Source organism: Actinoplanes sp. NPDC051346 (genome assembly GCF_040682215.1).
Lineage (GTDB): Bacteria > Actinomycetota > Actinomycetes > Mycobacteriales > Micromonosporaceae > Actinoplanes.
In genome coordinates this window covers 55,881-81,957 of the sequence record NZ_JBFBAJ010000012.1, presented here as the reverse complement: position 1 = coordinate 81,957, position 26,077 = coordinate 55,881, and the positions used below count along the sequence as shown (strand labels likewise).

The window sequence follows — 26,077 nt, the reverse complement described above, 5'->3', positions numbered from 1 at the left end:
CCGCTATGGACCCGTCCCGTGACGATAGGTTTCGATGTTCGGAGGCTCGCCGCCGCTGGGCGGAGCCCGCGCGTCACCCCGACCATCGCCGACTGGGAAGATTGACCAACGGCTGCGGACGACGGATCGATGACCGTTCGCAGGGTACGGTTTGAGCGCACACACGGAGGTGAGGCGGTGGATTCGACGGGGCGGATCGAGCAGGCCGCTGCCCTGCACCGCCAGGCGGAGGCCACCGCTGTGGCGGCCGCCGCCGCGTTGGAGGGGCGGGCCGCGCCCACCGCCGATTCGTTGGAGCAGCATCGGCTGGCCGAGGAGTTGCGGGCGGCTGCCGGGGAGTTGGCTCCGGGGTGGCTTGGGTCGCCGCTCGATGCGTTGTCTGCGAACGCTCCGCTTGGGGGCTCCTACCCTCCGCAGTTCGTTCGGTTGGGTGTGGCGCAGCCGCTCGACGATGCTCGTTTTCCCGCCGTCGTGCCGTTGCTCGGCAGTGGGCATCTGACCGTCGATGCCGATGCCCGGGATCCTCGGGTTGCCGGGCTTTTGCGCTGCCTGCTGCTGCGGCTGCTGGCTGCCGCGCCCGCCGGGTCGTTGTTGGTGCGTGCCGTCGACGGTACGGGCGGAGGCACCGTTTTCGCCCCCTTCGACGTGCTGGCGGACGCGGGTTTGATGTCGCCGCCCGCCCTCGACCGCGCCGCGTTGCGTGAGGTGCTCACCGAGGCCGAGAAGTGGCTTCGGCCGGTGCGTGGTGGTGCCGTGCGGCGTGGGCGCCGCGACCGGATGATGTTGCTGGTCGTCGCGAGTTTGCCGGAGTTGACGGAGGGCGCCGATCTGGTGCGGATCGCCGCTCTGGCGCAGCAGGGGCCGGAGTCCGGCCTGCACCTGGTGGTGGCCGGGTGGCCGCCGCCTCCGCTGACGGCCGAGACCACGCAGCCGCCGCTGCCGCGCACCACCCAGGTTTCGGTGCGCAATCCGTACGCTGTCATCGGCAATCCGCCCGGCGTGACGTTCGGGTCGGTGCCGGAGGCGGTGTGGTTGAACGCCCCGGTCTTCCTGGATGAGGATCCGCCGCCGCATCTGGTCGACGCCGTGTGTCGGGAGTTGGCCGCGCATTCGGCGGCCGCGTCGCGGGTGACGCTCGCCGACCTGTTGCCGGAGCCGTCCGACGCGGTGTGGACAGGCGATGCCGGCGAAGGGCTCGGCACCACCGTCGGTCATGACGGTGACACGCCCGTGGTTCTTCAGTTCAACGACCTGACTCCACACTGGATGGTCGGCGGCCGGTCCGGCGCCGGCAAGACGGCCTTTCTCATCAACGTTCTGTACGGCCTGGGCACCCGTTACGGCCCCGACGAGCTGAGCCTCTATCTGCTCGACTTCAAGGAAGGCGTCTCGTTCGCCGAGTTCGTGCCGACCGCTCGGGATCGCACCTGGTTGCCGCACGCCCGTGCCGTCGGCGTCGAGTCCGATCGGGAGTACGGGCTGGCGGTGTTGCGTGAGCTCGACGGCGAGATGACCCGGCGGTCGGTGGCCTACAAGCGGGCCGGGGTGAGCCGGTTCGCGGAGCTGCGGGCGGTGGCGGCCGAGGAGGGTCGCGGCAAGCCGATGCCGCGCATGCTCTGTGTCATCGACGAGTTCCAGGTGCTGCTCGCCGGCAACGATCCGATGGCCGGCGAGGCGGTGCAGCTGGTGGAGTCGCTGGCGCGTAAGGGCCGCTCGTACGGGATCCATCTGATTCTGGCGAGCCAGACCGTCCTCGGCGTCGAGGCCCTGTACGCGAAGCGTGACTCGATCTTCGGCCAGTTCCCGGTCCGGATCGCCCTGCCGGGTGGCGGCGACGTCCTGGAGCCCACCAACGACTCCGCCGCCGGTCTGCCGCTGGGCACCGCCGTCGTCAACACGGCCGGCGGGCTGGGCGGACCGCGCGGCGCGACCCGCGGGCACGAGCGCATCGTGCGGTTCCCGGATCCGCATGCCGATCGGGACGTACTCAGCGACCTGCGGCACAAGCTGTGGGGTGCCCGCGACCCGGAGGCGGTGCCGCCGCGCATCTTCGCCGGGTACGCCCGGCAGCATCTCGCCGACGATCCCACCTACCGGGCCGCGCTCGCGGGCCGGTCGGGGCGTCCGGCGGCTCTGCTCGGCCGGGTCATCGACGTGAACCTGTCCACCGCGGCGTTCCCGCTCGACGCCTCACCGGGACGGCATCTGGCCATCCTGGGCCCGCGGGCGAGCGGCGCGGAGGTGCTGGACGCGGCGGCCCGCGGTGTCGCCGCGTTCCATGCGCCGAGGACTGCGAGGTTCGTCATCTGCTCGCTGGTCGCGGAGGGCGACGAGCTCGCCCGGGAGTTGGCCGCCGAGGTCGGGCACCGCCAGGAGGTGGTTGTCGTCGACGCCGCCGGGCTGGCCGCGGAGCTGGATCTCGCCCGGCCGGGTTACCGCGTGGTCTTCGGCATGGACGCGGCCAGCCCGGGCACGCTGCCGACGCTGCGTCAGGTGTTGCGTGAGGGCCCGGGCCACGGCGTACACCTGCTGTCGTGGTGGCGCGGGGTGCGCCGTTTCAGCGAGGAGACCGGCGGCAGCGCGGGCCGCGAGGACGTGGCCGGCCTGGTTTTCCTGAATGTTCCGCAGCAGGATGTGTCCCTCATGCTGGGGCAGAGCGTGGATTGGCAGCCTAGGGAGAACCGGGCGCTGCTGCACGACCGGCACGCCGACCGTACGGTGACGATCGTGCCTTTCGCCCGACCCGAGGCTGAGCGATGAGCGACCAACCGGGCCCCTGGGACGACTATCTCGCCGCCGCGCAGCGCTTGGACGCGGTCCGCCGGGCCGCTAGCGCGGCGGCCGGGGAGCAGGCGGCGACGGCGCAGGCCGCCGAGCAGGAGCTGACGGCGGTGCGGGCCCGGCTGGCGCCGCAGCGGGCGCGGCTGGTGCGGGATCTGGGCGTGCCGGAGGCGCGGCTGGTCCCGCAGCCGGCCGAGCAGGCCGTCGCCGCGCAGGCTGTGGCCGGCGGCCCCGCGGCCGTCCTCGCGGCGCTACGGCAGGCGCGCGCGACGGCCGACGCCGCGGACGCGGGCATGCTGGGTCCCGGTCCTGCGGGTCCGATGCGGCCGTGGGCCCGCAACCTTCTTGTGTACGGGCCGTTCGCGGCGGCCGTCCTCATCGTGCAGATAGTCCTTTACCTGGTGGCGCCCTCCGGCTCGCTGCCGACCTACGCCCTGCTGTGCGGGTTGAGCCTGCCGCTGCTCGCGTACGGGCTGGGCTGGCTGACGATCGGCTTCGTCTACGGCGGCGGCCCGCACAAGGTGGACCGCACGCCCCTCGTCGGTGCCGTCACGTGCCTGACGCCGGTGCTGCTCACCTGCATGGGCGTCGGCCTGCTGGCGTTCATCCGATAGCGAAGGGATCCGGTATGGCCAGCGTCGAGGAGGTCAAGGCGAACGTGGCGGCGTCCGTGGACGGCGCCCAGCGTGCGGTGACGGGCATCCGGCAGGTCACCGACCAGCTCGACGAGGCCCTGACCCGGTTGCGGATCACCGCGATCGGCTCGCTGCACCCGTCGGTCGCGGCGGCCATCGCGCAGCTCGAGCAGGCGCGCACCCGCCTGGACGAGGCGGCGACGCTGACCCGGGCGGCCATCGACAGCGCGGACACCTACCGCACGATCGTCTAGCGGCCCGTCCGGTGCCGGAGGGCTTTCAGTCCGGCAGGGCCGCGGTGAGGTCGGCCTCGACGAGCTGCCCCTGGTAGCCCAACGCGGCCGCCCCTAGCAGCTTGCTGGCCGTCGTGAATGCCGAGCCTCAGCGGGCGTTGATCAATGCCATGGCTTCGGCGCGGACCTTGCCGTCGCGCTGGAAGGCGCCGCGGACCGCTGACGTGACCGTGCGGGCGCCGACCTTGCGGATGCCGCGCATTTCCATGCAGAGGTGCTCGCATTCCAGCACGACGATGACGCCGCGGGGGTCGAGCTTGTTCATGAGGAGGTCGGCGATCTGGGAGGTGAGGCGTTCCTGGACCTGGGCGCGCCGGGCATAGACCTCGACGAGGCGGGCGAGCTTGGACAGGCCGGTGATGCGGCCGTCGGCGCCCGGGATGTATCCGATGTGCGCGACGCCCTTGAACGGCAGGAGGTGGTGTTCGCAGAGGCTCATCAGCTCGATGTCGCGAACGAGCACCATCTCGTCGTGGTTCGCCTCGAACGACGTGGTGAGCACCTTGGCGGGGTCGACCCGCAGGCCGGCGAAGAGCTCCGCGTAGGCCCGGGCGACCCGGGCCGGGGTGCGTTCGAGGCCGTCCCGATCGGGGTCCTCGCCGAGGGCGATGAGGATCTCCCGGACCGCCTTCTCGATGCGCGCCAGGTCGACGGCCTGCTCGACCGGTGCCCCGGTGAGCTTGCCGTCGACCAGACGCGCGGCGAGGTAGTCGAGTTCGGCGGAGCCGTCGGGCTCCGCCGAACTCGGATCGGTCCTGCTCAGTGCGAGCCCTCCGAAGTGCCGTTGGGGTTCGGTTCCCCGGCGCTGCCGCCACCGACCGCCACCTGGCCGTCGGCCTCGGCCTGCGTCTTGAGCGCGTCCCGCTCGGCCGGGGTCAGGACCGGCGGCGCCTCCGAGGGCAGCCGCTTGCCGAAGCCGTTGAACGGCGACATCGGCGCGCGCTTCTGCACCCGGGCGCAGATGCGGTCCATGTCCTGCTGGGTGATGGTTTCCTTCTCCATCAATTCCAGCACCATGGCGTCGAGGACGTCGCGGTATTCGACCAGAATCTCCCAGGCCTCGTCGTGCGCCAGCTCGATGAGCGCGCGCACCTCCTGGTCGATCTCGGCCGCGATGGCGTCGGAGTAGTCCCGCTCGTGGCCCATGGACCGGCCGAGGAACGGCTCGTCGTTGTTCGAGCCGTACTTGACCGCACCCAGCTTGGAGCTCATGCCGTACTGGGTGACCATGGCGCGGGCCAGGCCGGACGCCTTCTCGATGTCGTTGCCGGCGCCGGTGGTGGGCTCGTGGAAGACGAGCTCCTCCGCCGCGCGGCCGCCCAGCGCGTAGGCCAGAGTGTCGATCATCTCGGCGCGGGTCTGGGTGTACTTGTCCTCGGTCGGCAGCACCAGCGTGTGGCCCAGCGAGCGACCACGCGGCAGGATCGTCACCTTGTGCACCGGCGCGGAGTGCGGCAGCGCGTGAGCGACCAGCGCGTGCCCACCCTCGTGGTACGCGGTGATCTTCTTTTCGCTGTCGCTCATCGCCCGGGTGCGCCGCTCGGGGCCGGCGATGACCCGGTCGATCGACTCCTCGAGGAACTCGTTGGAGATGGCCCGCTTGTCGTTACGGGCGGTGAGCAGCGCCGCCTCGTTGATGACGTTGGCCAGGTCCGCGCCCGAGAAGCCGGGCGTGCGCCGGGCGACCGAGTCGAGGTCGACGTCGGGGGTGAAGGGCTTGCCCTTGGCGTGCACCCGCAGGATCGCCTTGCGGCCCTCCATGTCGGGGTTGTCGACCGGGATCTGGCGGTCGAAGCGGCCCGGGCGCAGCAGCGCCGGGTCGAGGATGTCCGGCCGGTTGGTCGCGGCGATCAGGATGACGCCGCCCTTGGTGTCGAAGCCGTCCATCTCGACGAGCAGCTGGTTGAGGGTCTGCTCGCGCTCGTCGTGGCCGCCGCCCATGCCGGCGCCGCGGTGGCGGCCGACGGCGTCGATCTCGTCGACGAAGACGATGGCCGGGGCGTTGGCCTTGGCCTGCTCGAACAGGTCGCGGACCCGGCTGGCGCCGACACCGACGAACATCTCGACGAAGTCGGAACCCGAGATGGAGTAGAACGGCACCCCGGCCTCGCCGGCGACGGCGCGCGCGAGCAGCGTCTTACCCGTGCCCGGCTGGCCGAAGAGCAGGACGCCCTTGGGGATCTTCGCGCCGAGCGCCTGGTATTTCGCCGGGTTCTGCAGGAAGTCCTTGATCTCCTGGAGCTCCTCGACGGCCTCGTCGGCGCCCGCCACGTCGGCGAACGTCGTCTTGGGCATGTCCTTGGTCAGCATCTTGGCCTTGGACTTGCCGAAGTTGAGGACGCGGGAACCGCCACCCTGCATCTGCGACATGAACAGCAGCAGCAGGATCACCAGGATCGCGATCGGCAGCAGGTTGACCAGCAGGCTCAGCAGGATGCTGTCGCCGGAGACCTTGGCGTCCAGGGTGCCGGTGACCCGACCCGCGGCCTTGGCCGCCTTGACGTCGTTCCAGACCTCGTCCGTCAGCTCGTACGGATACTGGGTCTCGATCTTGTCGGTGGTCTTGTCGCCGAACCGCTCCGGGCTCGCCAGTTCCAGCTGGAGCGTCTGCTCCTTGTCTTCCTGGACGACGTTCTTGATGTTGGGCTGGTTGAGTCGCTCGAGGACGACCGAGGTCTCGACGCGGTGGTAACTCGGACCACTGGTGAAGAATGAGCTCAGCGCGACGGCGCCGATGATCACCAGAATGATCCAGACCACCGGGCGGCGGAAGAAACGCGTACGTTCCATACTGTTGTCGGGCGCCAATTGCGCCCGGACCCTCCTGATCGGCGTCCTGGTCACCTGGGTTGACGGGTCTCCGCCGTCGGGCACCGATCGGGCACCCGCGCCACGGAGACGCTGCCGGTATCGAATACCTCCAGGCGATGGGAGCAAACCCCACCGGCCCGTCCGCTTCCGACCCGACCCGACCGGCGCACGTGACACTGCGCCATCGGTCACTCGACGGTACACCGTGGGTGCCGCTCACGACTCCGTCAGCCCGGCTGCCGGAGGGGTTGCCGTCACCCGCGGTTCACGCTCCCGGCGGCCATAAATCGCCGCAAAGACGGACAATACTCCCCGCGCCGGGATCGGTCACCCGATTCCTGAGAGTCGCCTGGGAGACCGTTCAGCTACGGGCGTAGACCTCGGGCTTCAGCACTCCCACATACGGCATCTCGCGGTAACGCTCCGCGAAGTCCAGGCCGTAACCGACCACGAACTCGTTGGGGATGTCGAAGCCGACGTACTTGGTCGGCACCGGAACCTTGATCGCGTCGGGCTTACGGAACAGCGCCACGACCTCGACACTCTCCGGCTGGCGGGACCTCAGGTACTTCATCAGCCAGGACAGCGTCAGGCCGGAGTCGACGATGTCCTCGACGATCACCACGTGCCGGCCGGTGATGTCGCGGTCCAGGTCCTTGAGGATGCGCACCACCCCGGAAGACGTGGTTCCGGACCCGTACGACGACACGGCCATGAACTCCATCTCGGAGTAGGGACCCTGCCGGCCCAGCGCGCGGGCGAAGTCCGCCATGAACATGACCGCGCCCTTGAGCACGCAGACCAGCAGAACGCCGCCCTCGGCATCCGCGTAGTCGGCGGCGACCTGCTTCGCCAACTCTTCGGTCTTCTCGCGGATCTGCTCCTCGGAGATGATCACGCGGTCGATATCGGCGTCGTACCAGGAGCCGTCTGCCATGGCTCTAGCCTGCCGTATGGGGTCGGGGTCGCGCCGCCGGGGGCAGCGGTCAGTGCCCGGAAAAGCCCGCGTAATCAGATGATTCCGCCCGAACTCCGTCGGGGTACGCCACTCTCGGTGACAACTGTCACAGCGCGGCGCGGACGAGGTCACCCGCTCGGCGGGCCACGAGGATGCCCTGCGGCAACGCTGCCGGCCCCTGACCGTGCCATCCGGTGACCAGGGCGTCGAGCGCGGTCACGTGCCGGTGGGAAAGCGCGGCGCCCGGCGCGCCCAGCTCCGCGGCCCAGGCGTGCAGGACGCGGCCGCGGATCGCCGGTGCCAGCCGCGCCAGGGCCGTGACCGACAGGCCCGCGGGCGTTCGCACCCCGGCCAGCGCCTGGGCGGCGACGTCGTCCAGGTAGGCGACGTCCGCGGCTAGCAACGAGGCGGTTCGGGCGAGATTGGCGACGACAGCCGGGCCGAGCGCGGCGGCAAGTGCAGGCAGCGCGTCAGCGCGGACCCTCGCCCGGGCGTACGCGGGATCGGCGTTGTGCGGGTCCTCCCACGCCGCGAGACCGAGAACGGCGCAGGCCTCCCGGGTGTCGGCGCGGGAGACATCCAGCAGCGGTCGGACGAAGTGCCCCTTCCGGAACGGCATGCCAGCTAGGCCGCGAGGTCCGGCACCTCGGGCAAGCGCCAGCAGCACGGTCTCGGCCTGGTCGTCGCGGGTGTGCCCGAGCAGCACCGCCACGGCGTCGAACCGCTCCGCGGCCGCAGAGAGCGCCTCATAGCGAGCGTCGCGCGCGGCCGCCTCGGGTCCGCCCGGGCGTCCCCCCACGTCGACGGTGGCGACCTCGACGGGGTCAAAGCCGGCCGACCGCCCCCACCGCGCGACGGCGGCGGCTCGCTCGGCCGAGCCGTCCTGCAACCGATGGTCGACCGTGACCAGGCCGGCGGCGATGCCGAGGCGGGGTGCCACGAACGCCGTCGCGGCGGCGAGAGCCAGCGAATCGGCCCCACCGGAGCAGGCGACGAGCACCGGCCCTCGAGCGTCGGCCGGCCCAGCGGTCAGCGCCCGTCGCACCGCCGCGCGAACGGTCGCCACCGGCGGCGGGATGCGGGCCACGACGACGAGGTTACGAGGCGAGCCCGACCGGCCCGTGCACCCGGGCCACCCACGCGTCCGGGTCGTTCAGCTCGTCGAGCCGGGGCAGGGTCAGCGGCGAGCTGAAGATCTTGTTGAAGCCGGCCATGCCGACCCGCTCGACGACGCCGTGCACGAACTTGCGGCCCTCGGCGTACTGACGCATCTTGACCTCGATGCCGAGCAGCCGCCGGATGGCCTTCTCCAGGGGGTTGCCGCTCTCGCGGCGCTGGTTGAACTTGGCGCGGATCGACTCGACCGAGCCGATGACCTCCGGGCCGACGCCGTCCATCACGAACTCGGCGTGCCCCTCCAGCAGCGTCATCAAGGCTGTCAGGCGGTCGAGCACGGCCTTCTGCGCCGGGGTCTGCACGATGTCGAGCACCGAGGAGCGGCTGTCCGGGTCGCGCAGCGCGTCCGACAGCGTGGCTACCCCGCGGCGCAGGCGTTCGAGGATGTGCTCGCCACTCTGCGAGGCGTCCACGAAGGCCTGCACCTCGCCGAGGAAGTAGCCGCGCATCCACGGCACCGCCTGGAACTGGGTGAGGTGGGTGACCTCGTGCAGGCAGACCCACAGCCGAAAGTCGCGCGGGTCGGCGCCGAGCTTGCGCTCCACCTCGACGATGTTGGGCGCGTTGAGCAGCAGCTGGCCGGGCTCTGCGGAGAAGACCTCGTACTGGCCGAGCACGCGCCCGGACAGGTACGCCAGGACGGTGCCGGCCTGCACGCCGGTGACCCGGGAGCCGATCGCGTCGGTCAACGCGCCCGGCTGGCGGTTGCCGGACAGCCGGCTGACCAGCGGAATGATCACTTCCTTGAGGCCGGCGATGTTGATCGCCGCCCAGTCCTTGCGGTCGACGATCCGCACCGGCGGGCCCTCCACCTGCGGGGTCAACCCGGTGTACGCGGCGACATGACCGCGCGCCTCGTCGGTCAGCTCGCGCAGCTGGGTGACCACCTGCATGGCTTCCTCGTAGGACACCGCGGGGCCCGATTTCGACAGCGCGCCCGCGGTGGCGGCGGCCAGATCCCAGTCAACGAACTGCGCCATGCAGACCACCGTACCCGTGGGGGACCAGCGGCAGACCCTGAGAAATCCCTTACTGGCAGCCGCAGGTCACGAGCTTGGCGGCGATCCGGTCGAGGGCCTGGCGCGCCGCGCCGGTCTCGCCGGTCTCGTCCGCCAGGACCGCGAAGGCCAGCAGCCGGCCGTCCTTGGTGGTCAGGTTGCCCGAGATGGCGTTTACCCCGGTGAGCGAGCCGGTCTTGGCCCGGACCAGCCCCTGACCCACCTGGTTGCTCGTGGGGTCGGCGAAGCGCGAGCGCAGGGTGCCGGACCAACCGGCCACCGGCAGGCCCCCGAACATGTTGCCCAGTGCGGGCTGCTTGCCGCTCGCGGCGAGGACCAGCAGGTCGGTGAGCAGGCCGGGGCTGATGCGGTTGTCCAGGGACAGGCCGCTCGCGTCGGACAGCTCGGCCTGGTCGGCGGGCAGTCCCAGCTCGGTCAGCTTTGCCCGCATCGCCTCGGACGCGCCCGCGAAGGAGGCTTCCTTGCCGGCGGCCAGGGCGACCTGCCGGGCCAGCGCCTCGGCGAGCACGTTGTCGCTCTGTTCGAGCATCCAGTCGAGCACGTGCACGAGCGGCGGCGACTGCACCACGCCCAGCTCCGCGCCGGGACCGCCCGCGGCGGGGGCGGACGACGCGGTGGACTCCTCGGCGGCCGGAGCCTTGCCCTTGCGGACGGCGCTGCCCGGAAGTCCGAGCTGTGTGGCGAACGCCCGGCCGGCCGCGAGCGCGGGGTCGGCGAACCGGTCGTCGCCGCCGAACTCGTTGTGCACCGGCTCGACGCGGCCGCCGTTGGTCGTCAGCGCCTGAATCCGGGCCACCTGACCTCCGTCGATGAGGCCGTCCTCCCAGCCGGGCCCGGTCTCCGGGCCGGTGAAGAGCGAGGTGTCGACCACGACCCGGCTCGGCTTCTGCTCGCCGAGGGCCTTCTTGACCTGCTCGGCGAGCTTGTCGAGGCGGGCCGCTCCGGGGAACAGGTCGTCGCCGTCGACAGCGAGCGAGGGGTCGCCGCCGCCGATCAGGACGACCTCGCCGGGCTCGGCGCCGGCCACGGCACGGGTGCTCAGGCGATAGGCCGGCCCGCGAGCGGCCAGCACGGTCGCCGCGGTGAGCAGCTTGGTGGTGGAGGCGGGCGTGGTCTTCGTCTCGGGGTTCTTCTCGTAGAGCGCGTCGCCGGTCGCGACGTCGACGACCGAGACGTTGACGCGGGAGCCGAGGACCGGGGCATCGACCAGCGACCCGATGGCCGCCTCGACGCCGGCGGCGGTGGGCGCGGTGCCAGCGGCGCCGGCCGCGACCAGCACGGGCGACGGAGCCGGGTCGGGGGTCCGTGCGCTCGCCGACGGCTTCGCCGGGTCGCCCGACAGCCAGCGGTCGACCGGGCCGGGCCGCACCAGGAAGACCGTGCCGGCCGCCAGCACGAGAAAGATCAAGACAGCGAGGGACACCACTATCGGACGCCGACCCGGACCGGTTGCCGGCTTCGCCGCTGGCGCGCCCCCGCTGGGCGGTCCGTCCGGGCCGGTGACGGACGTGCCGGGTGCGGCGGGGGGTCCATCGAGGGGTGGGAAGTTCTGCGACGTCTGCGGCACCGGGCCGACGTTCGGGGGAACCACGGCTCGGCCATATGTCGTGCCGGTGGGTCGCGGGAAGGGCGCCCCAGGGGGCACACTGGCCCGCCCTACCCCAGGAGTGCCCTCCTGCTGCCTCGACACGCCGTCGTAGTCGGGTCCATTCTGTGAATCTTGCCTCCCCACGCGCCCCTCCCCAGTCCGTAGCGTCAGACTTAGGGGAGACTACAAACATCCGGCACACCGGCGCGCACGGATCCGGCGGGGCTCATGGCTGCTCCGCTCCCGCGCCGGAGGTCCAAGCCGGTCCAAGCCGGGGCGAACAAGGGAGCGAACGATGGATTTCGACGTACTGGTTGAGATCCCTAAGGGCCAGCGGAACAAGTACGAGGTCGACCACAAGACCGGTCGGATCCGTCTTGACCGGACGCTCTTCACCGCGACGCAGTATCCGGCCGACTACGGATACATCGAGGGAACCCTCGGGCAGGACGGTGACCCCCTCGACGCTCTGGTGCTGATCCAGGAGCCGACGTTCCCCGGTTGCCTCGTGCGGGCCCGGGCGATCGGCATGTACCGGATGACGGACGAGAAGGGCCGCGACGACAAGGTCCTCTGCGTGCCCTACGAGGACCCGCGCCAGGAGCACCTGCGCGACATCCACCACCTGGGCGAGTTCGACCGGATGGAGATCCAGCACTTCTTCACGGTCTACAAGGACCTCGAGCCGGGCAAGTCGGTGGAGGGCGCCACCTGGACCGGCCGGGTCGAGGCCGAGGAGGAGATCCGCGCCTCCTTCAAGCGCGCCGAGGCCGCCGAGCAGCACGAGGACCACTGACCGACGAGCGTCACGACGATGGCCGGGCTTTTGCCCGGCCATCGTGCTTTTCGCCGCCCGGGGCCGCCGGGCCGGCGTCAGAAGCTGATGGTGCTGACCAGGCCGTAGAGACCGACGACGGAGCAGGCCACCGGGATCACCGCGATCACGACCAGGCCGTCGATCAGGTCCGCCGTTCGGCCCAGGTACGGCGACGGCGCCCGGCGCGACCACGTGGCGCCGGCCGCCACCGTGGCCATCGCCAGCATCAGGCCGAGAACGCTCAGGCCCAGCAGCATGGCCTCGTCCGCGTGCCGGAGCAGGTCGACGCCGAGCACGAAGGTGCCGAACAGGCCGCCCACGATCAGCGGCACCCGCTGGCGCAGCGTCACGAAGAGCCGGGAACGCAGGAGCAGGGCGGCGACCGCCAGACCCAGCAGAATTCGGGCAGCCGTCCCGCCCGACGACGCGAGCACCACGAAGGCGGCCGCGGCCAGCGCCGCGTGGCCGATCAGCATGCCGGTGAGCAGTTCCTCCGTGCGGCTCACGGCCGCGAAGACCCGCCGGCGGTCGGGCAGCTCACGCGCGGCGTCGAGGCCGGCGGGCCGGGCACCGGTGAAGCCCTGCTCGGCGTCCGTGCCGGTCGGCAGGGTTACCGGCGGCGTGGGCAGCTTGCCGAAGCGGATCGCCAGCAGCGGCAGCGCGCCGATGCCGCAGACCAGGAGCGAGACGAGGACCGCCGCCGCGCCCGCCGCCGAGGTCAGCAGGCCGACCAGCGCGGTGAGGGCACCGAGCAGGCCGGCGGTCGCGCCCGCCGCGAAGACCCGCATCGAGGCCGCCACGCCGACCCCGCCCAGCGCCGCGAACAGCAGCAGCGCCGCCGAGCCGGCGAGCAACTCCGGGCCGCCAAGCCACGGGAGCAGCGGGAAGACGCCCGCCCGGTCCACGGTGCCCTGGCCGACCAGCACCGCGCCACCGGCGAACGCGTACGGCAGCGCCAGCCCACCCAGGGCCGCACCCGCGCGCGCGTCCCCGTACGCCCGGGAAGCGGTGACGCCCGCCAGCGAGAGCAGCAGTCCCACGCCGAGGCCCACGAACGCCGCGCCGCCCCACCCCGGTCCGGCCATGAGCACCGCGAGCAGGCCGAGCGAGAGCAGTATCGCGGCCGCGACCAGCGTGGCCGTCCGGGTCGAGGCCGCCGACCAGACGGTCCCGCGGCGGCGTGCCCCCTCGGCGATCGCCTCGACAACGTCGTCGTACTCGAGCTCCGGCCATTCGTCGCGCGCCGGAACCAGGTGCAGCACCTCGCCGTCGCGGACACCCTGGGGGAACAGGCCCTGCGCGGTGGCCAGCGCGACGCCGTCGGTGCGCCGCAGGACCCACCCGCCGTGTTTCTCGCCGTCATCGGCCAGGCCCTCGCCCGCGTGGCGCAGGACCTCCGGAAGGAGCTCGGCGAGCGGGACGTGCTCGGGAAGAGCCACGTCCACGCGGCGCGACGGGGCGCTGATGGTGATCCTGGCCAGGCCGATGCTCATGCCGCCACCCCGCTGCGCCCGGCGCCGAGCCGAGCTGTCATGACGCGGAGCCCGGTGACGAGCTCGATGCGCTCATTCATGGCCAATTTCCCATCGGTGGTGACGAGGCTGCGGAACTCGAGCGACTTTACCTATCCTTGGCCGGGCGCGGTGAGCTGCGAGGATCACCGCGGACGGGGAAGCCTCCCACGGCCTTAACACAATAAGTCCGACTAGGGCCCAGGGTTGCTGACGAAAGGGACGACTTCGGTATGAGCACGGTGGTGATCAAGCGGGCCGCACGCCGCCCGGCACCCGAGATCCCGACCGGCGAGCTCGCCGTCGACGCGCCACCCGAGATTCCCCAGGCGGTCGGTGGCCGCTGGCAGCAGGCGTTCATGGTGCTGCCCATGCTCGGCGGTTCGGTCGCCATGGCGTTGATGATGGGCCAGGGCCGGGGTGGCCCGATGTCCTACGTCATCGGCGGACTCTTCGGCGTCTCGTCGCTGGCCATGCTCGCCACCTCCTTCGGCTCGAGCGGCTCGCCCAAGAAGGCCGAGATGATGTCCGCCCGCCGCGAATACCTGCGCCACCTCGCCGGCCTGCGCCGCCGGGTACGGGACACCGCCAACCGCCAGCGCGTCGGCCTCTACTACCGGCACCCTGACCCCGCCCGGCTGTGGTCGACGGCCGGCAGCCACCGGGTCTGGGAACGCCGGTCCGCCGATCCCGACTTCGGCGTCGTCCGCCTCGCCGTCGGCCCGCAGACCCTCGCCACGCCACTCATCCCGCCGGTGACCCGGCCGCTGGAGGACCTGGAGCCGATGACCGCCGGGGCGCTGCGGCGGTTCCTGGACGCGTACTCGGTCGTGCCGGATCTTCCGGTCGCGGTCTCGCTGCGCGGCTTCGCGCGGGTCTTCCTGCGCGGTAACGGTCCGGACGGCGAGGCCGACGCCCGGTCGCTGACCCGCGCCGTGCTGACCCAGCTCGCCACCTTCCACGCCCCCGACGACCTGATCGTCGCGGTCTGCGCCGGGCCCGAGCGCCGGGCGATGTGGGAGTGGGTCAAATGGCTCCCGCACAACCTGCACCCGTCCCGCACCGACCGCCTCGGCCAGGTGCGCCTGGTCGCCAGCGCCGGTCCCGACCTCGAGAAGCTGCTCGAGGACGTGATCGGCAACCGGCCGAGATTCAACCCGACGGGCACCGGCACCGCCGGGCCACACGTGGTGATCGTGCTCGACGGCGCCGACCTCAAGGGCGCCACCCAGCTCGACGACGGCATCGACGGCGTCACCGTGCTCGACCTGGACGAGGTGCCCCCGCGGCTGCTCGACCGCTCCCTGCTGGTGCTCGAGGTGCGGGCCGACGGCGGTCGCCGGGAGCTGCACACGTTCGCGATGGACCACGCCGCCGAGGTCGGCACCCCCGACCGGCTCAGCGAGGCGGAGGCCGAGGCCGTCGCGCGCCGGCTCGCGCCGTTGCGGCTCGGCGCCATGTCGAAGTCGGCGGACACGCCGCTGGCCACCGAAATGGGTCTCGCCGAGCTGCTCAATCTGGGCGACCCCGCCTCGTTCAGCGTCGCCCAGTCCTGGCTGCCGCGCCCCAACCGCGACAAGCTGCGCGTGCCGATCGGTCTCGGCGCCGACGGTTCCGCCATCGAGCTGGACCTGAAGGAGTCGGCGCAGGACGGCATGGGCCCGCACGGCCTGCTGATCGGCGCGACCGGCTCCGGCAAGTCGGAGCTGCTGCGCACGCTGGTGCTCGCGCTGGCCGCCACCCACTCCTCCGAGACGCTCAACTTCGTCCTGGTCGACTTCAAGGGCGGCGCGACCTTCTCCTCGCTGGACCGGCTGCCGCACACCGCCGCCGTCATCACCAACCTCGCCGACGAGCTGCCCCTGGTCGACCGCATGGTGGACGCGATCGACGGCGAGCTGATCCGGCGGCAGGAGATGCTGCGCAAGGCGGGCAACTACGCCAGCCTGCGCGACTACGAGAAGGCTCGGGCCGGCGGTGCCGCCCTGCCGCCCCTGCCGTCGCTGCTGGTGGTCTGCGACGAGTTCTCCGAACTGCTGTCGGCGAAGCCGGACTTCATCGACCTGTTCGTGCAGATCGGACGGCTGGGCCGGTCGCTGGGCGTGCACCTGCTGCTCGCCAGCCAGCGGCTGGAGGAGGGCCGGCTGCGGGGACTCGACACCCACCTGTCGTACCGGATCGGCCTGCGGACCTTCTCGGCGCTGGAGTCCCGCGCCGTGCTCGGCGTGCCCGACGCCTACGAGCTGCCCCGCTCGCCCGGGCACGGCTACCTCAAGTTCGGCACCGAACCGCTCGTACGCTTCAAGGCCGCGTACGTCTCCGGGGTCTTCCAGCAGGCCGGCGGCCGCGGTCCCGGCGCGACCCGCGACGGCGCCGCGCCCGAGATCCTGTCCTACTCCACCCATTACGTCCCGGCGCCGAAGCCGGTGCGGCCCGCCGAACCGAAGCCGGAGGAGGCGCCGGCCGGCGAGAGCCTGCTCGACGTGATGGTGGCGCGCCTGAGCGGCCAGGGGCCGCCGGCGCACCAGGTCTGGCTGCCCCCGCTGACCAGGTCGGCGACCCTCGACGAGCTGCTCGGCCCGGTCACCGCCGATCCGGCGCGCGGTCTGGCCTTCGCCAACCCGGAGCTGCACGGCGCCCTCCAGGTGCCGATCGCGCTCATCGACAAGCCCCGCGAGCAGCTGCGTGACGTGATGTGGCTGCAGCTCGGCGGCGGCTCGGGCCACGTGGCCGTGGTCGGCGGCGCCCAGAGCGGCAAGTCCACGGCGCTGCGCTCGCTGATCTGCGCGCTGGCGCTCACCCATACGCCCGCCGAGGTGCAGGTCTACTGCCTCGACTTCGGCGGCGGCTCGCTCGGCACGCTGCGCGATCTGCCCCACGTCGGCGGGGTCTACGGGCGCCTCGACGCGGTCGGGGTCCGGCGCACCGTCGGCGAGGTCTCCACCCTGCTCAATGAGCGGGAGCGCCGCTTCGGCGAGCTGGGCATCGACTCGATGGCGTCGTACCGCCGCCGCCGCGCGGCCCGCACCGAGCTGGGCACCGGGGCGGACGCGGACCCGTTCGGAGACGTGTTCCTGGTGATCGACGGCTGGACCACCCTGCGCAACGACTACGACGAGCTCGAGGGCGTCATCACCGACATCGCCACCCGCGGCCTGTCATATGGCATCCACGTCGTCGCCAGCGCGCCGCGCTGGATGGACTACCGCCCGGCGATCCGCGACCTCTTCGGCTCGAAGGTGGAGCTGCGCCTCGGCGACCCCACCGACTCCTCGGTCAACCGTCGGCAGGCGATCAACGTGCCGGAAAAGCCCGGCCGGGGCCTCGTCGAGCATCCGACCGACAAGAACAAAGCCCTGCACTTCTTGACGGTACGGCCGGAGCTGAGCAACGCCGAACCCACCGAGCTGGTCAAGATGATCGCCGCCTCCTGGGCCGGACCCGGGGCGCCGCGCGTGCGGTTGCTTCCGCCCTCGTTGCCGTACGCCGACATCGACCTGGACCGCTCGACCGGCCTGCGGTTGCCGATCGGCATCGCGGAGTCCGACCTGCAGCCGGTGGAGATCGACTTCGCCAGCGACCCGCATTTCCTGCTCTTCGGCGACGCCGAGTGCGGCAAGTCGTCGTTCCTGCGCGCGCTGGCGACCACCATCACGCGACGCTTCCTGCCGACCGAGGCCCGCATCATCCTGGTCGACTACCGACGCAGCCTGATGGACCTGCCGGAGAGCGACCACCGCATCGGGTACGGCATCCAGGCGGCGAAGACGCTCGAGCTGATGGAGTCGGTGGCGGGCTACATGGAACGCCGGCTGCCCGGGCCGGACGTGACCGCCCAGCAGCTCCGCGAGCGCTCCTGGTGGACCGGCCCGGAACTGTTCGTCCTCGTCGACGACTACGACCTGGTCGCCTCGGGCCCGACGAACCCGTTGCAGCCGATCCTGGAATACCTGCCCCAGGCGCGGGACGTGGGCCTGCACCTGATCGTCACCCGCCGGGCCGGCGGCGCGGGCCGGGCCATGTACGACCCGGTCATCCAGCGCCTGCGCGAGCTGTCCTCGCCGGGCCTCGTGATGACCGGCCCATCGGACGAGGGCACACTGATCGGCCCGGTCCGCCCCACCCTGATGCCGCCCGGACGTGGCCGCCTGGTGACTCGACGTGAAGGAGTGCGTCTGGTGCAGTTGTCGCATCTCCCCCCGTACTGACCCGATGTCCTGCCCGGACGCACCCGCGGTGCGATCCGCATAGACAGACTCCAGCGACAACGCGCGGATTCGGAGTAATCTCCCTCCATCGACCGTCCATCCTCAGAATGGTCTGCCGTCCAGTGAACGCTGTGACCGAAGCACGAAACGCGTCCCGTCCAGCCCGGCGTGACGCTTGGGCGCCCCGCGCGGCCCGCGGCGGTGCCCGTTGGTGAGAAACCTCTCCGCGCGGGTCACGGCGGCCTGCCTGGCCGCCGGCCTGAGCGCGACTCCCGTTCTCGCTTCCGTCTCCTCCCTCACCCCCTCCCTCGCCTCCTCCCCCGCCTCCTCCCTCGCGGAGCCGATCGCCGTGGACTCCTCAGGCGTCTCCACGGGTGGCGCGGGCGGGCTCGCCGGTCCGCTGGCCACGCCCGAGCCGCTCCGGGGTGACTCGGTGCGGTCCGAGCAGTGGCACCTGAAAACGCTCAACGTCGCCGACGCGTGGACCTACTCCGCCGGCGAGGGGGTGACCGTCGCGGTCATCGACTCCGGCGTCGAGGCGAGCCACGTCGATCTGCGGGGTCAGGTGCTCAAGGGCCTCGACCTGGTGGACCCGAGCGGCAACGGCGACAGCGACCTGGTCGGCCACGGCACCACGGTCTCGGCGCTCATCGCCGGCCGCGCCGACGACACCGCCGGCGTGGTCGGCATCGCACCCAAAGCCAAGATCCTGCCCGTCCGCGTCCTGGACCGGGACAACAGATACGACGACGCGATGATCGTGGCCAAGGGCGTCCGCTGGGCGGTGGACAACGGCGCCCGCGTCATCAACCTCTCCCTCGGCGGCAACGGCAGCAGTCCGGCCCTGGCGGCGGCGCTCGACTACGCCTTCGCCAAGGACGTGGTCGTCGTCGCCTGCACCGGCAACGCCAGCGCCTCGACCTCGTCCGGCGTCTGGTATCCGGCCCGCGAGCCGGGCGTCATCGCGGTGGCGGGCATGGAAAGAGGCGGCGACGCCCTCTGGTCCGGCTCGATCACCGGCAAGGAGACCGTGGTGACGGCCCCGGCCACCGAACTCGTCGGCGCCCGCGCGGACGGCTACTGGCGGGTCCAGGGCACGAGCTTCGCCGCGCCCATGGTGTCGGGCACGGCGGCGCTGATCCGCGCCCGCTGGCCCACCATGCCCGCGGGCGAGGTGGTCAACCGGATCATCAAAACCGCCCACGACCGGGGCGCGCAAGGTCGCGACAGCGATTTCGGCTTCGGCCTGGTCGACCCGGCGGCGGCTCTCACTGCGGAAATCCCCGCGGTGATCCGCAACCCCCTCGACACGACGGCCTCCCCCGGCATCGCCCGCTTCGGCAGCGCCCCGGTGTCGGGCCAGGCCCAGTCGGCCCCGGACGACGCCACCACGACCACGCCCGGCGCCCGGGCATCGGGAGCCAACGCCGGCAGCGCGATCGTGACCGAGCCGGACCCGGCCGAGGAATCCCGCGGCTGGTGGGCCGCCGCGACCCTGTTCCTCGCATCCCTCGCCGCAGCGGCCTGGACAGTGCGGCGCTTCGCCGGCCTGGCCTGAGCCGACCCACTCCACCACCAGGGTGCCTTGCTCGAGCCGGACGGCTTCGCGGGCGGGAGCCGGCCTGAGCCGGGCAGCTTCAGCCCAGTCTGAGCCGCCACCTCATCCACGGGCGCTTGAACCTGGGCCAAGGCATCTCGACGTCCCGAGTCGCCTTCGCCACCATGGGCCCGCCGTGCGCCCCGCACCACTGTCACGATCAGGTGCCTGGCGCCTGAGCCGGCGCCGCTTCACTAGCCGGGGGCCAGCCTGAGCCGGCGCCGCTTCACTAGCCGGGGGCCAGCCTGAGCCGGCACCGCTTCACTAGCGGGGGTCCGAGCCGGGCGAGTTCGCGGGCGGGAGCCGCCTGAGCCGGGCGAGTTCGCGGGCGGGACCGGCCTGAGCCGGGCGCTATCGCGGGCGGGGCTGGCCTAAGTCGGGCGGCTCGCGGGCGGGAGCCGGCCTGAGCCGGGCGGCTACGCGGTCGGGTCAGGCGCAGTCTCCCGTTTTCACTCCGCGGGTGCGTTCGACGCCCAGCTGAGCGGTGCCGGCCGCCTCGGCCGCGGTCAGGGCGAAGCCGACGTTCCGGTCGTCCGCGGCGGCCGCGAAGATGACGCCGAGCACGTCGCCGTTGGGTGCGACCAGGGGGCCGCCGGAGTTGCCGCTCTGGACCAGGGCGCGGATCGTGTAGATCTCCCGGGTCACGTTGCCCGAGTCGTAGATGTCCGGCCCGGTGATCTTGCTGACGTCGCGGACCCGGGCGCCCTGCGCGTTGTAGGGGCCGTCGAGCGGGAAGCCGAGCACTATCGCGTTCGCGCCGGTGCCCGCGGGCTTTTTCACGAATGGCATCAGCGGAGCCCTCAGGCCCGGGACGTAGACGACGGCGAGGTCGCGTTCCGGGTCGTACACGACCACCTTGCCGTCGAGGCGGTCGTTCTGGGTCTCCACCTGGACGTTGCGGGTGCCCGCCACCACGTGGGCGTTGGTCATCACGCGCTCGTCGGCGTAGACGAAGCCGGAGCCCTCGATGCGGCGCGAGCAGCTCGGGGCCGTACCCAGAACTTTGATGACCGACTTGCGGGAGTTGATCACGACCTGGCTCTTCGCCAAGGCCGGGTCCGGCGGAGCCACCTCGCGGGCGTTGGTGCGGGTCAGGCCGCCGAGGACGTCCGGGAAGCCGTTGGTGTTGAGCGACTCGCTCAGGCCCGCCGACAACGCCTGGGCCTGGTCCGGCATGAGCTGGTTGATGCCGTTGAGGATGGCGCTGCTGCGGACCTGACGGTTGATCTCGGGAACCGGCGTCGAACCCAGCGGCACGGCGATGAGCCAGGCGACCAGCAGCACGGCGATCAGCGACACCACCGCGCCACCCGCGTCGTCGAGCCGTTGCAGCGGCTTGCTCTCGATGGCGCGCCGCACCTTGGTCCCGAGCCATCCGGCCAGGGTCTGCCCGAGCACCGCCAGCGCGAAAATCGTCACGAGCGACACGACCAGCCGGACGATGCCGTCGGCGAACTGGTTGGCGATCAGCGGTCCGATCTGGAGGCCGATCAGCACGCCGCTGAAGAAGCCGCCGAACGACAGTGCCCCGATGACGAAACCCTGCCGGTATCCGCTGATCGCGAAGACCAGCATGAGCAGGATCAGGAATCCATCGACCACAGGCACTCGCTCAAGGTAGAAGTGACGGTCACGAGACCACCTCGTCGGAGGTGGCGGCGGCCGAGGCATCGGCGACCGGAACGGACCCGTTGGACGATGGATCGGATGGTCCCGCGGGACCTGGCACGGGTGTGGCTGGCACATAGGCGGGGTCTGACAGTTCCATGATGCGACCCGGGCGCCAGGGGCGGCTCCATCCGGCCATGTCGAGCAGCGCGGAGATCACGCCGGCGGTGAACCCCCAGACGAGCATGCCGCGCACCTGGAAGGCCGGGCCGATCCAGCCGCTCGGGTGGCGTACCCGGATCCGGTTGGCGGGGTCGACCAGCTCGGCGATCGGCAGCCGGGCGACGTCCGCGACCTCGGCGGGATCGCACGGCCGCACCGGATGCGGGGCATGCCACCAGGCCAGCACCGGCGTGACCACAAACCGGCTCACCGGGATGTACAGCTCCGGCAGCGTGGTCAACACGGTCGCGGTCGCCGGGTCGAGCCCGACCTCCTCGTTGGCCTCACGCAGTGCGGTCGCCGCGGCGTCCTGGTCCTCGGGATCGGCGGCACCGCCCGGGAACGCCGGCTGACCGGCGTGGTTGCGCATGGTCGCCGCCCGCTGCAACACCAACAGGTCTGGCTCACCGGACCGGTCCTCCCCCAGGAGGACGAGGACAGCGCTCGGTCGTCCACCGGACGCGGGCGGCCGCAGAGACGTGAAATCTTCGGTACGCGCGGCGGCGGCCCGCGTCAGCAACGGCTCCCACCAGCCCGGAAGCCCACTCGGCAGCCCGTCAGCACTCGCACCCGACAAGCCGCCCGGGCTCCCGCCCACATTTGCGTCCAGCGGACCGTCGGACCGCGCGCTCGCCGGTCTCATCCGGTCACCGTAACGCCGGTGTGGGTACGCACCAGCGTGCCCAGCATCAGCTTGTCGGGAGCCTTGCCGGTGTAGACAAATCGCTTGCCCTGCGCGTCGAGGAACACGGTCACGGGCAGCGTGACCTGCCCGAGAGCCGCCAGCAGCCGCTGATCGCGGTCGAACAGCGTCGGCATCGAGACGCCGCGGTCAGAGGCGAAAGACGCGCCGGCCTCGCGGTCGTCTTTGGTGTCCACGCTGAGCACGCGCAGCCTGCCGGAGGTGGCGTCGGCGAGCTCCTGCATCAGCGGCAGCTCCTCGCGGCACGGGCCGCACCAGGAGGCCCAGAGGTTGATGACGGCGGGACCGCGCAGATCGATGGTCCGGACCGGCTCACCCCCCGTGAAGCACGGAAGCGAAAGGTCCGGAAGGTCCGGCACACCCGACCCGGCTCGCAAGGACACGGATCCGGCCCGGGAGGAAGAGCCGGAGGAGAGACCGGAGGAAGGAGACGCAACGGGCGCGGAAGAGCCGGACAAAGCCGGCCCGCCCAGGCTCGCACAGTCAACGAAAGGTGACGGGCCCTCGGGCGGCGCCGTGCACGCGGCAAGAAACAGCATCAGCGACGGCGTCAGCCACAGCGACAGCCATCTAGCCGCGGGCCCGCGAGTGGGGTCACTGCTCACGGGGCCTCCGGTGTCACGACCGCGACCGCCGGAACCAGGTCGGGGTCGACGCCCGCCTGCACGGCCAGCTCGCGCGCCCGGGGACCCTTGAGCAGCTTGGCCGCCGGGGCCGCCTCGGTCGGGCCGGTGCCATACGACGGGCAGACCGCGGCGAGGGTGCACGCGCCGCAGGCCGGCTTGCGGGCGTGGCAGACGCGGCGGCCGTGGAAGATGATCCGGTGCGACAGCATGGTCCAGTCGCGCTTCTCGATCAGGTCGGCGACCTGGAACTCGATCTTGACCGGGTCTTCCTCCTGGACCCAGCCGAAGCGGTTGACCAGGCGGCGGAAGTGCGTATCGACGGTGATGCCCGGGACGTCGAAGGCGTTACCGAGGATGACGTTGGCGGTCTTGCGGCCGATGCCGGGCAGCGCGACCAACTGGTCCAGCTTGCCGGGCAGTTCGCCGCCGTGGAGCTCGACCAGCGCCTGGCCCAGCTTGATCAGCGAGTCGGTCTTGGCGCGGAAGAAGCCGGTCGGCCGGAGGATGTCCTCGAGCTCCGCGCGGTCGGCCGCCGCGTAGTCGGCCGCCGTCAGGTAGCGCTTGAAAACCAGCGGCGTGACCTCGTTGACCTTCTTGTCCGTGCACTGCGCCGACAGGATGGTCGCCACGGCGAGCTGGAGCGGGGTCTCGAAGTCGAGCTCGCAGTGGGCATCGGGATGGGCCTCGGCGAGCATCCTGGCCGTCTTGCGGGCCCGACGCTTGCGTCCGATCGCGGTCTCCCCCGCGAACCGTCTGGCCGACCGGGCGAGCGGGGCCGCACCGGCGGGCGCGGCGGCAGGGGGACGACTCACGCGAGCAAGAGTACGTCGCGCCTCCGACATTCCTCGTCCTCGGAAAGGACGCGGAAAACCCGCGGCCGGGCAGAGACGGGGAGAACGCCCCGGGGGTGGGCAGGCATCGACGCGGACGATACCTTCGGCGACGGACCGTGACGAGCCGTCGAACGGCGGAGCGCCGCTCACCGAGAGCGACGGATTTTCCCGCCTTTGCGGCCGGAGTGGTTACGCTACGAGATCCATATCGAGGGGTGGCCGCCCGTTTGCGGGCTGCGTACGCCTAGACTGATCGTGCGCGGCGAAGCGCGTAGTCGGAGGTACAGCGATGGATGAGGTACTGGCTCGCAGCGGGATCTTCCAGGGCGTTGACCCGGAGGCTGCCGAGGCGCTCGCCAAGGAGATGGAGACGATCGAGTACCGAAAGGGCGACATCGTCTTCAATGAGGGCGAGGCGGGCGACAGCCTTTACATCGTTCTCTCCGGCAAGATCAAGCTGGGCCGCCGCGCCGCGGACGGCCGGCAGAACCTTGTCTCGATCATGGGCCCGTCGGACATGCTCGGTGAGCTGTCTCTGTTCGACCCGGGACCACGGACGGCGACGGCCACCGCGGTGACTGACACCCGGCTGGCCCGGCTCAAGAAGTCATCTCTGCGGCCCTGGCTGAACAACCGCCCGGAGATCGCCGAGCAGCTCCTGCGCGTGCTCGCCCGCCGGCTGCGCCGGACGAACGACGCGCTCGCGGATCTGATCTTCACGGACGTTCCGGGGCGCGTGGCGAAGAACCTGCTGCAGATGGCGGGACGGTTCGGCACGCGGGACGGTGGCGTGCTGCGGGTGACGCACGACCTGACCCAGGAGGAGTTGGCCCAGCTCGTCGGCGCCTCGCGCGAGACGGTCAACAAGGCGCTGGCCGATTTCGCGTCGCGGGCCTGGCTGCGGCTCGACGGCAAGAGCGTGATCATCCTGGATCCGGAGCGCCTGGCGCGCCGGGCCCGGGTCTGAGGTTCCTCAGCACCCCAAGCTGAAGTACGGAAGGGGTCGTCCCGTCGGACGACCCCTTCGGTGTGTCCGCATAACGGGCATTGCGCCGCATAATCTCCGAATCCCCACCTGATCAGGGGACAGAACCCGCCCGGCAAGATCCGTGTCGCACCCGGTCAGCCGCTCGTTACGGAGGTGGTCGAGAGGCACTACGACGGTCGAGAGGGCGCGGCTTTGAACGAGGTGGCGGGCGTGCAGCGCAGCGGGGTGACGACGTGACCGTGCTGGACACCGCGATCGACCCGCGCACCCCCGCCTACCTGGCCAGCCGCAGCGCGATGCTGGAGCGGCTCGCCGAGCTCGAGACGGCGCTGGAGGCGGCCCGGGCGGGCGGTGGCGAGAAGTGGGTGACCCGGCACCACGCGCGGGGCAAGCTGCTGCCTCGCGAGCGGGTCGAGATGCTGCTCGACCAGGACAGTCCCTTCCTGGAGCTCTCGCCCGTCGCCGCGTGGGGTTCCGAGTTCCCCGTCGGCGCCAGCGTCGTGACCGGCATCGGGGTCGTCGAGGGTGTCGAGTGCGTGGTCATCGCCAACGATCCGACGGTCGACGGTGGTGCCGTCAACCCGTACACGGTCGAGAAGATCCGGCGGGCCGCGCGGATCGCCTCGGTGAACCGGCTGCCGCTGGTGAACCTGGTGGAGTCGACCGGGGCGGCCGCGCCCGCGGGGCCGCCGCCGGGCGGCGCGATCGCCCGAGATCTCAGCCAGCTGACCGCCGACCGGGTGCCCACGGTGTGTGTGGTCTTCGGCGCCACCACAGGGGACGCGGCATACCTGCCGGCGCTCTCCGACTACACGATCATGGTGCGCGGGCACGCCAAGATGCTGACGATCCACCCGCAGCCGGTCCGCGCCTCGGGCGCCAACGGCCGGCCCGCACCCGAGGTACGCAGCGCGCCCACCGTCCCCGCCGGCGTGACCGGGCCGGCCGACCAGCTGGCCGAGGACGAACGCGACGGGCTGCGCCTGGCCCGCCAGTGCGTACGCCGCTTCAACTGGCGCAAGCGCGGTCCGTCCCCCCGCTCATTTCCTCCGGAGCCGCCGAAATACGACGCCGAGGACCTGCTGACGATGGTGGGTACGGACGCGGCACCCCCCTTCGACCCGCGCGAGGTGCTGGCCCGGATCCTCGACGGCAGCGACTTCGACGAGTTCAAGCCCGCCCAGGGCACCGGGCTGGTGACCGGCTGGGGCGAACTGCACGGTTATCCGATCGGCGTGGTCGCCAACCTCGGCGGCGCGTTCTCGCCCGCCGAGACGCAGAAGGCGGTCCACTTCATCCAGCTGGCGAACGCGACCGCCACCTCGCTGCTGTTCGTGCAGTACACCGGCGCTCCCACCGCCGAGCCACACGAGGCCGCCGACGTACGGCACGGCGCGCCTCTGGTCCACGCGGTCGCCAAGTCGACCGTTCCTCACCTGACACTGATGATCGGCGCCACCCCCGCCGAGGAGGCCGGGGGCATCTACGGGCGCGCGTACGAGCCGCGGTTCCTGTTCAGCTGGCCCGTCGAGCGACCGGCCGACGGACCGCTCGGCAAGCTCCCCGACGACGGCGTCATCGACCCTCGCGATACCCGTACGGTGCTCGGACTCTGCCTGTCCGCGGTGCACAGCGCGGCCGTCGAAGGCGCCGAGCACATCGGCGTGTTCCGGCCCTGACGCGATTTTCGAAAGGTAGAGCAG

Annotated in this window: 19 protein-coding genes; 8 read left to right on the top strand and 11 right to left on the bottom strand. The window is 71.6% G+C overall.

Annotation, left to right across the window (positions count from 1 at the left end):
- Positions 1-177 precede the first annotated feature (177 nt).
- Genes AB0M36_RS27170 through AB0M36_RS27160 form a run of 3 tightly spaced genes read left to right on the top strand, consistent with a single transcriptional unit; the run spans position 178 to position 3,670 of the window.
- Positions 178-2,760 carry an FtsK/SpoIIIE domain-containing protein gene (locus AB0M36_RS27170; RefSeq protein ID WP_364162582.1) on the top strand — a complete coding sequence of 861 codons (2,583 nt, stop codon included), beginning with the start codon at positions 178-180 and terminating at the stop codon, positions 2,758-2,760.
- Positions 2,757-3,395, top strand: a complete 639-nt coding sequence (locus tag AB0M36_RS27165; RefSeq protein ID WP_364162579.1) for a hypothetical protein — start codon at positions 2,757-2,759, stop codon at positions 3,393-3,395. The genes AB0M36_RS27170 and AB0M36_RS27165 overlap by 4 nt, the downstream gene beginning before the upstream one ends.
- Positions 3,396-3,409: 14 nt before the next feature.
- Positions 3,410-3,670: a hypothetical protein gene (locus AB0M36_RS27160; protein ID WP_364162576.1), complete on the top strand. Its 261-nt coding sequence runs from the start codon at positions 3,410-3,412 to the stop codon at positions 3,668-3,670.
- A gap of 127 nt (positions 3,671-3,797) precedes the next feature.
- On the opposite strand, the gene folE is transcribed toward AB0M36_RS27160, so the two are convergent.
- The 6 genes from folE to dacB form a co-directional block, all read right to left on the bottom strand.
- Positions 3,798-4,472: a GTP cyclohydrolase I FolE gene (folE, locus tag AB0M36_RS27155; RefSeq protein ID WP_364163138.1), complete on the bottom strand. Its 675-nt coding sequence runs from the start codon at positions 4,470-4,472 to the stop codon at positions 3,798-3,800.
- Complete coding sequence (gene ftsH / locus AB0M36_RS27150) at positions 4,469-6,499, bottom strand: ATP-dependent zinc metalloprotease FtsH (RefSeq protein ID WP_364162573.1); 2,031 nt, start codon at positions 6,497-6,499, stop codon at positions 4,469-4,471. Before ftsH ends, folE begins: the two co-directional genes overlap by 4 nt.
- A gap of 382 nt (positions 6,500-6,881) precedes the next feature.
- Complete coding sequence (gene hpt, locus AB0M36_RS27145; RefSeq protein WP_189199656.1) at positions 6,882-7,457, bottom strand: hypoxanthine phosphoribosyltransferase; 576 nt, start codon at positions 7,455-7,457, stop codon at positions 6,882-6,884.
- 127 nt (positions 7,458-7,584) lie between these two features.
- Positions 7,585-8,565 carry a tRNA lysidine(34) synthetase TilS gene (gene tilS / locus AB0M36_RS27140; RefSeq protein WP_364162570.1) on the bottom strand — a complete coding sequence of 327 codons (981 nt, stop codon included), beginning with the start codon at positions 8,563-8,565 and terminating at the stop codon, positions 7,585-7,587.
- Between the two features lie 10 nt (positions 8,566-8,575).
- Positions 8,576-9,634: a zinc-dependent metalloprotease gene (locus AB0M36_RS27135; protein ID WP_364162568.1), complete on the bottom strand. Its 1,059-nt coding sequence runs from the start codon at positions 9,632-9,634 to the stop codon at positions 8,576-8,578.
- A gap of 49 nt (positions 9,635-9,683) precedes the next feature.
- The gene (dacB, locus tag AB0M36_RS27130; RefSeq protein WP_364162565.1) at positions 9,684-11,081 is read right to left on the bottom strand and encodes a D-alanyl-D-alanine carboxypeptidase/D-alanyl-D-alanine-endopeptidase; all 1,398 of its coding nucleotides are present in this window, start codon (positions 11,079-11,081) and stop codon (positions 9,684-9,686) included.
- Positions 11,082-11,556: 475 nt separating this feature from the next.
- On the opposite strand from dacB, the gene AB0M36_RS27125 reads away from it, so the two are divergent.
- The gene (locus AB0M36_RS27125; protein WP_364162562.1) at positions 11,557-12,057 is read left to right on the top strand and encodes an inorganic diphosphatase; all 501 of its coding nucleotides are present in this window, start codon (positions 11,557-11,559) and stop codon (positions 12,055-12,057) included.
- Positions 12,058-12,134: 77 nt separating this feature from the next.
- Here AB0M36_RS27125 and eccD read toward each other — a convergent pair whose 3' ends face one another.
- Positions 12,135-13,571, bottom strand: coding sequence for a type VII secretion integral membrane protein EccD (eccD, locus tag AB0M36_RS27120; protein ID WP_364162559.1), 1,437 nt, complete (start codon positions 13,569-13,571; stop codon positions 12,135-12,137).
- Between the two features lie 251 nt (positions 13,572-13,822).
- On the opposite strand from eccD, the gene eccCa reads away from it, so the two are divergent.
- Both eccCa and mycP read left to right on the top strand, forming a co-directional pair.
- Positions 13,823-17,797, top strand: coding sequence for a type VII secretion protein EccCa (gene eccCa, locus AB0M36_RS27115; protein WP_364162556.1), 3,975 nt, complete (start codon positions 13,823-13,825; stop codon positions 17,795-17,797).
- A gap of 211 nt (positions 17,798-18,008) precedes the next feature.
- Positions 18,009-19,355 carry a type VII secretion-associated serine protease mycosin gene (gene mycP / locus AB0M36_RS27110; protein WP_364162553.1) on the top strand — a complete coding sequence of 449 codons (1,347 nt, stop codon included), beginning with the start codon at positions 18,009-18,011 and terminating at the stop codon, positions 19,353-19,355.
- A 468-nt stretch (positions 19,356-19,823) separates the two neighbouring features.
- Here the strand turns inward: mycP and AB0M36_RS27105 are convergent, their stop codons facing one another.
- The 4 genes from AB0M36_RS27105 to nth all read right to left on the bottom strand — a co-directional run bounded on the left by AB0M36_RS27105 (position 19,824) and on the right by nth (position 23,365).
- A complete protein-coding gene (locus tag AB0M36_RS27105) occupies positions 19,824-21,002 on the bottom strand; it encodes a MarP family serine protease (protein WP_364162550.1) in 1,179 nt (392 codons plus the stop codon).
- Between the two features lie 22 nt (positions 21,003-21,024).
- A complete protein-coding gene (locus AB0M36_RS27100) occupies positions 21,025-21,867 on the bottom strand; it encodes a CoA pyrophosphatase (RefSeq protein ID WP_364162547.1) in 843 nt (280 codons plus the stop codon).
- Positions 21,864-22,466 (bottom strand): TlpA disulfide reductase family protein, encoded by a 603-nt coding sequence (locus AB0M36_RS27095; RefSeq protein ID WP_364163135.1) that lies wholly within the window; start codon positions 22,464-22,466, stop codon positions 21,864-21,866. Before AB0M36_RS27095 ends, AB0M36_RS27100 begins: the two co-directional genes overlap by 4 nt.
- Positions 22,467-22,528: 62 nt before the next feature.
- Positions 22,529-23,365: an endonuclease III gene (gene nth / locus AB0M36_RS27090; RefSeq protein WP_364162544.1), complete on the bottom strand. Its 837-nt coding sequence runs from the start codon at positions 23,363-23,365 to the stop codon at positions 22,529-22,531.
- A gap of 310 nt (positions 23,366-23,675) precedes the next feature.
- Between nth and AB0M36_RS27085 the strand changes: the two genes are divergently transcribed.
- Together AB0M36_RS27085 and AB0M36_RS27080 are read left to right on the top strand one after the other, a co-directional pair.
- Positions 23,676-24,353, top strand: coding sequence for a Crp/Fnr family transcriptional regulator (locus AB0M36_RS27085; RefSeq protein ID WP_364162541.1), 678 nt, complete (start codon positions 23,676-23,678; stop codon positions 24,351-24,353).
- A gap of 254 nt (positions 24,354-24,607) precedes the next feature.
- Positions 24,608-26,053 (top strand): carboxyl transferase domain-containing protein, encoded by a 1,446-nt coding sequence (locus AB0M36_RS27080; RefSeq protein WP_364162538.1) that lies wholly within the window; start codon positions 24,608-24,610, stop codon positions 26,051-26,053.
- The last annotated feature ends 24 nt before the right edge of the window (positions 26,054-26,077 follow it).

What these genes read in the sequence shown, in the direction of transcription:
- hpt (WP_189199656.1), bottom strand. Translation starts at nt 7,457, where the DNA reads ATGGCAGACGGCTCCTGGTACGACGCCGATATCGACCGCGTGATCATC.
- AB0M36_RS27135 (WP_364162568.1), bottom strand. Translation starts at nt 9,634, where the DNA reads ATGGCGCAGTTCGTTGACTGGGATCTGGCCGCCGCCACCGCGGGCGCG.
- AB0M36_RS27095 (WP_364163135.1), bottom strand. Translation starts at nt 22,466, where the DNA reads ATGCTGTTTCTTGCCGCGTGCACGGCGCCGCCCGAGGGCCCGTCACCT.
- ftsH (WP_364162573.1), bottom strand. Translation starts at nt 6,499, where the DNA reads ATGGAACGTACGCGTTTCTTCCGCCGCCCGGTGGTCTGGATCATTCTG.
- eccCa (WP_364162556.1), top strand. Translation starts at nt 13,823, where the DNA reads ATGAGCACGGTGGTGATCAAGCGGGCCGCACGCCGCCCGGCACCCGAG.
- AB0M36_RS27085 (WP_364162541.1), top strand. Translation starts at nt 23,676, where the DNA reads ATGGATGAGGTACTGGCTCGCAGCGGGATCTTCCAGGGCGTTGACCCG.
- AB0M36_RS27125 (WP_364162562.1), top strand. Translation starts at nt 11,557, where the DNA reads ATGGATTTCGACGTACTGGTTGAGATCCCTAAGGGCCAGCGGAACAAG.
- AB0M36_RS27100 (WP_364162547.1), bottom strand. Translation starts at nt 21,867, where the DNA reads ATGAGACCGGCGAGCGCGCGGTCCGACGGTCCGCTGGACGCAAATGTG.
- AB0M36_RS27160 (WP_364162576.1), top strand. Translation starts at nt 3,410, where the DNA reads ATGGCCAGCGTCGAGGAGGTCAAGGCGAACGTGGCGGCGTCCGTGGAC.
- eccD (WP_364162559.1), bottom strand. Translation starts at nt 13,571, where the DNA reads ATGAGCATCGGCCTGGCCAGGATCACCATCAGCGCCCCGTCGCGCCGC.
- AB0M36_RS27165 (WP_364162579.1), top strand. Translation starts at nt 2,757, where the DNA reads ATGAGCGACCAACCGGGCCCCTGGGACGACTATCTCGCCGCCGCGCAG.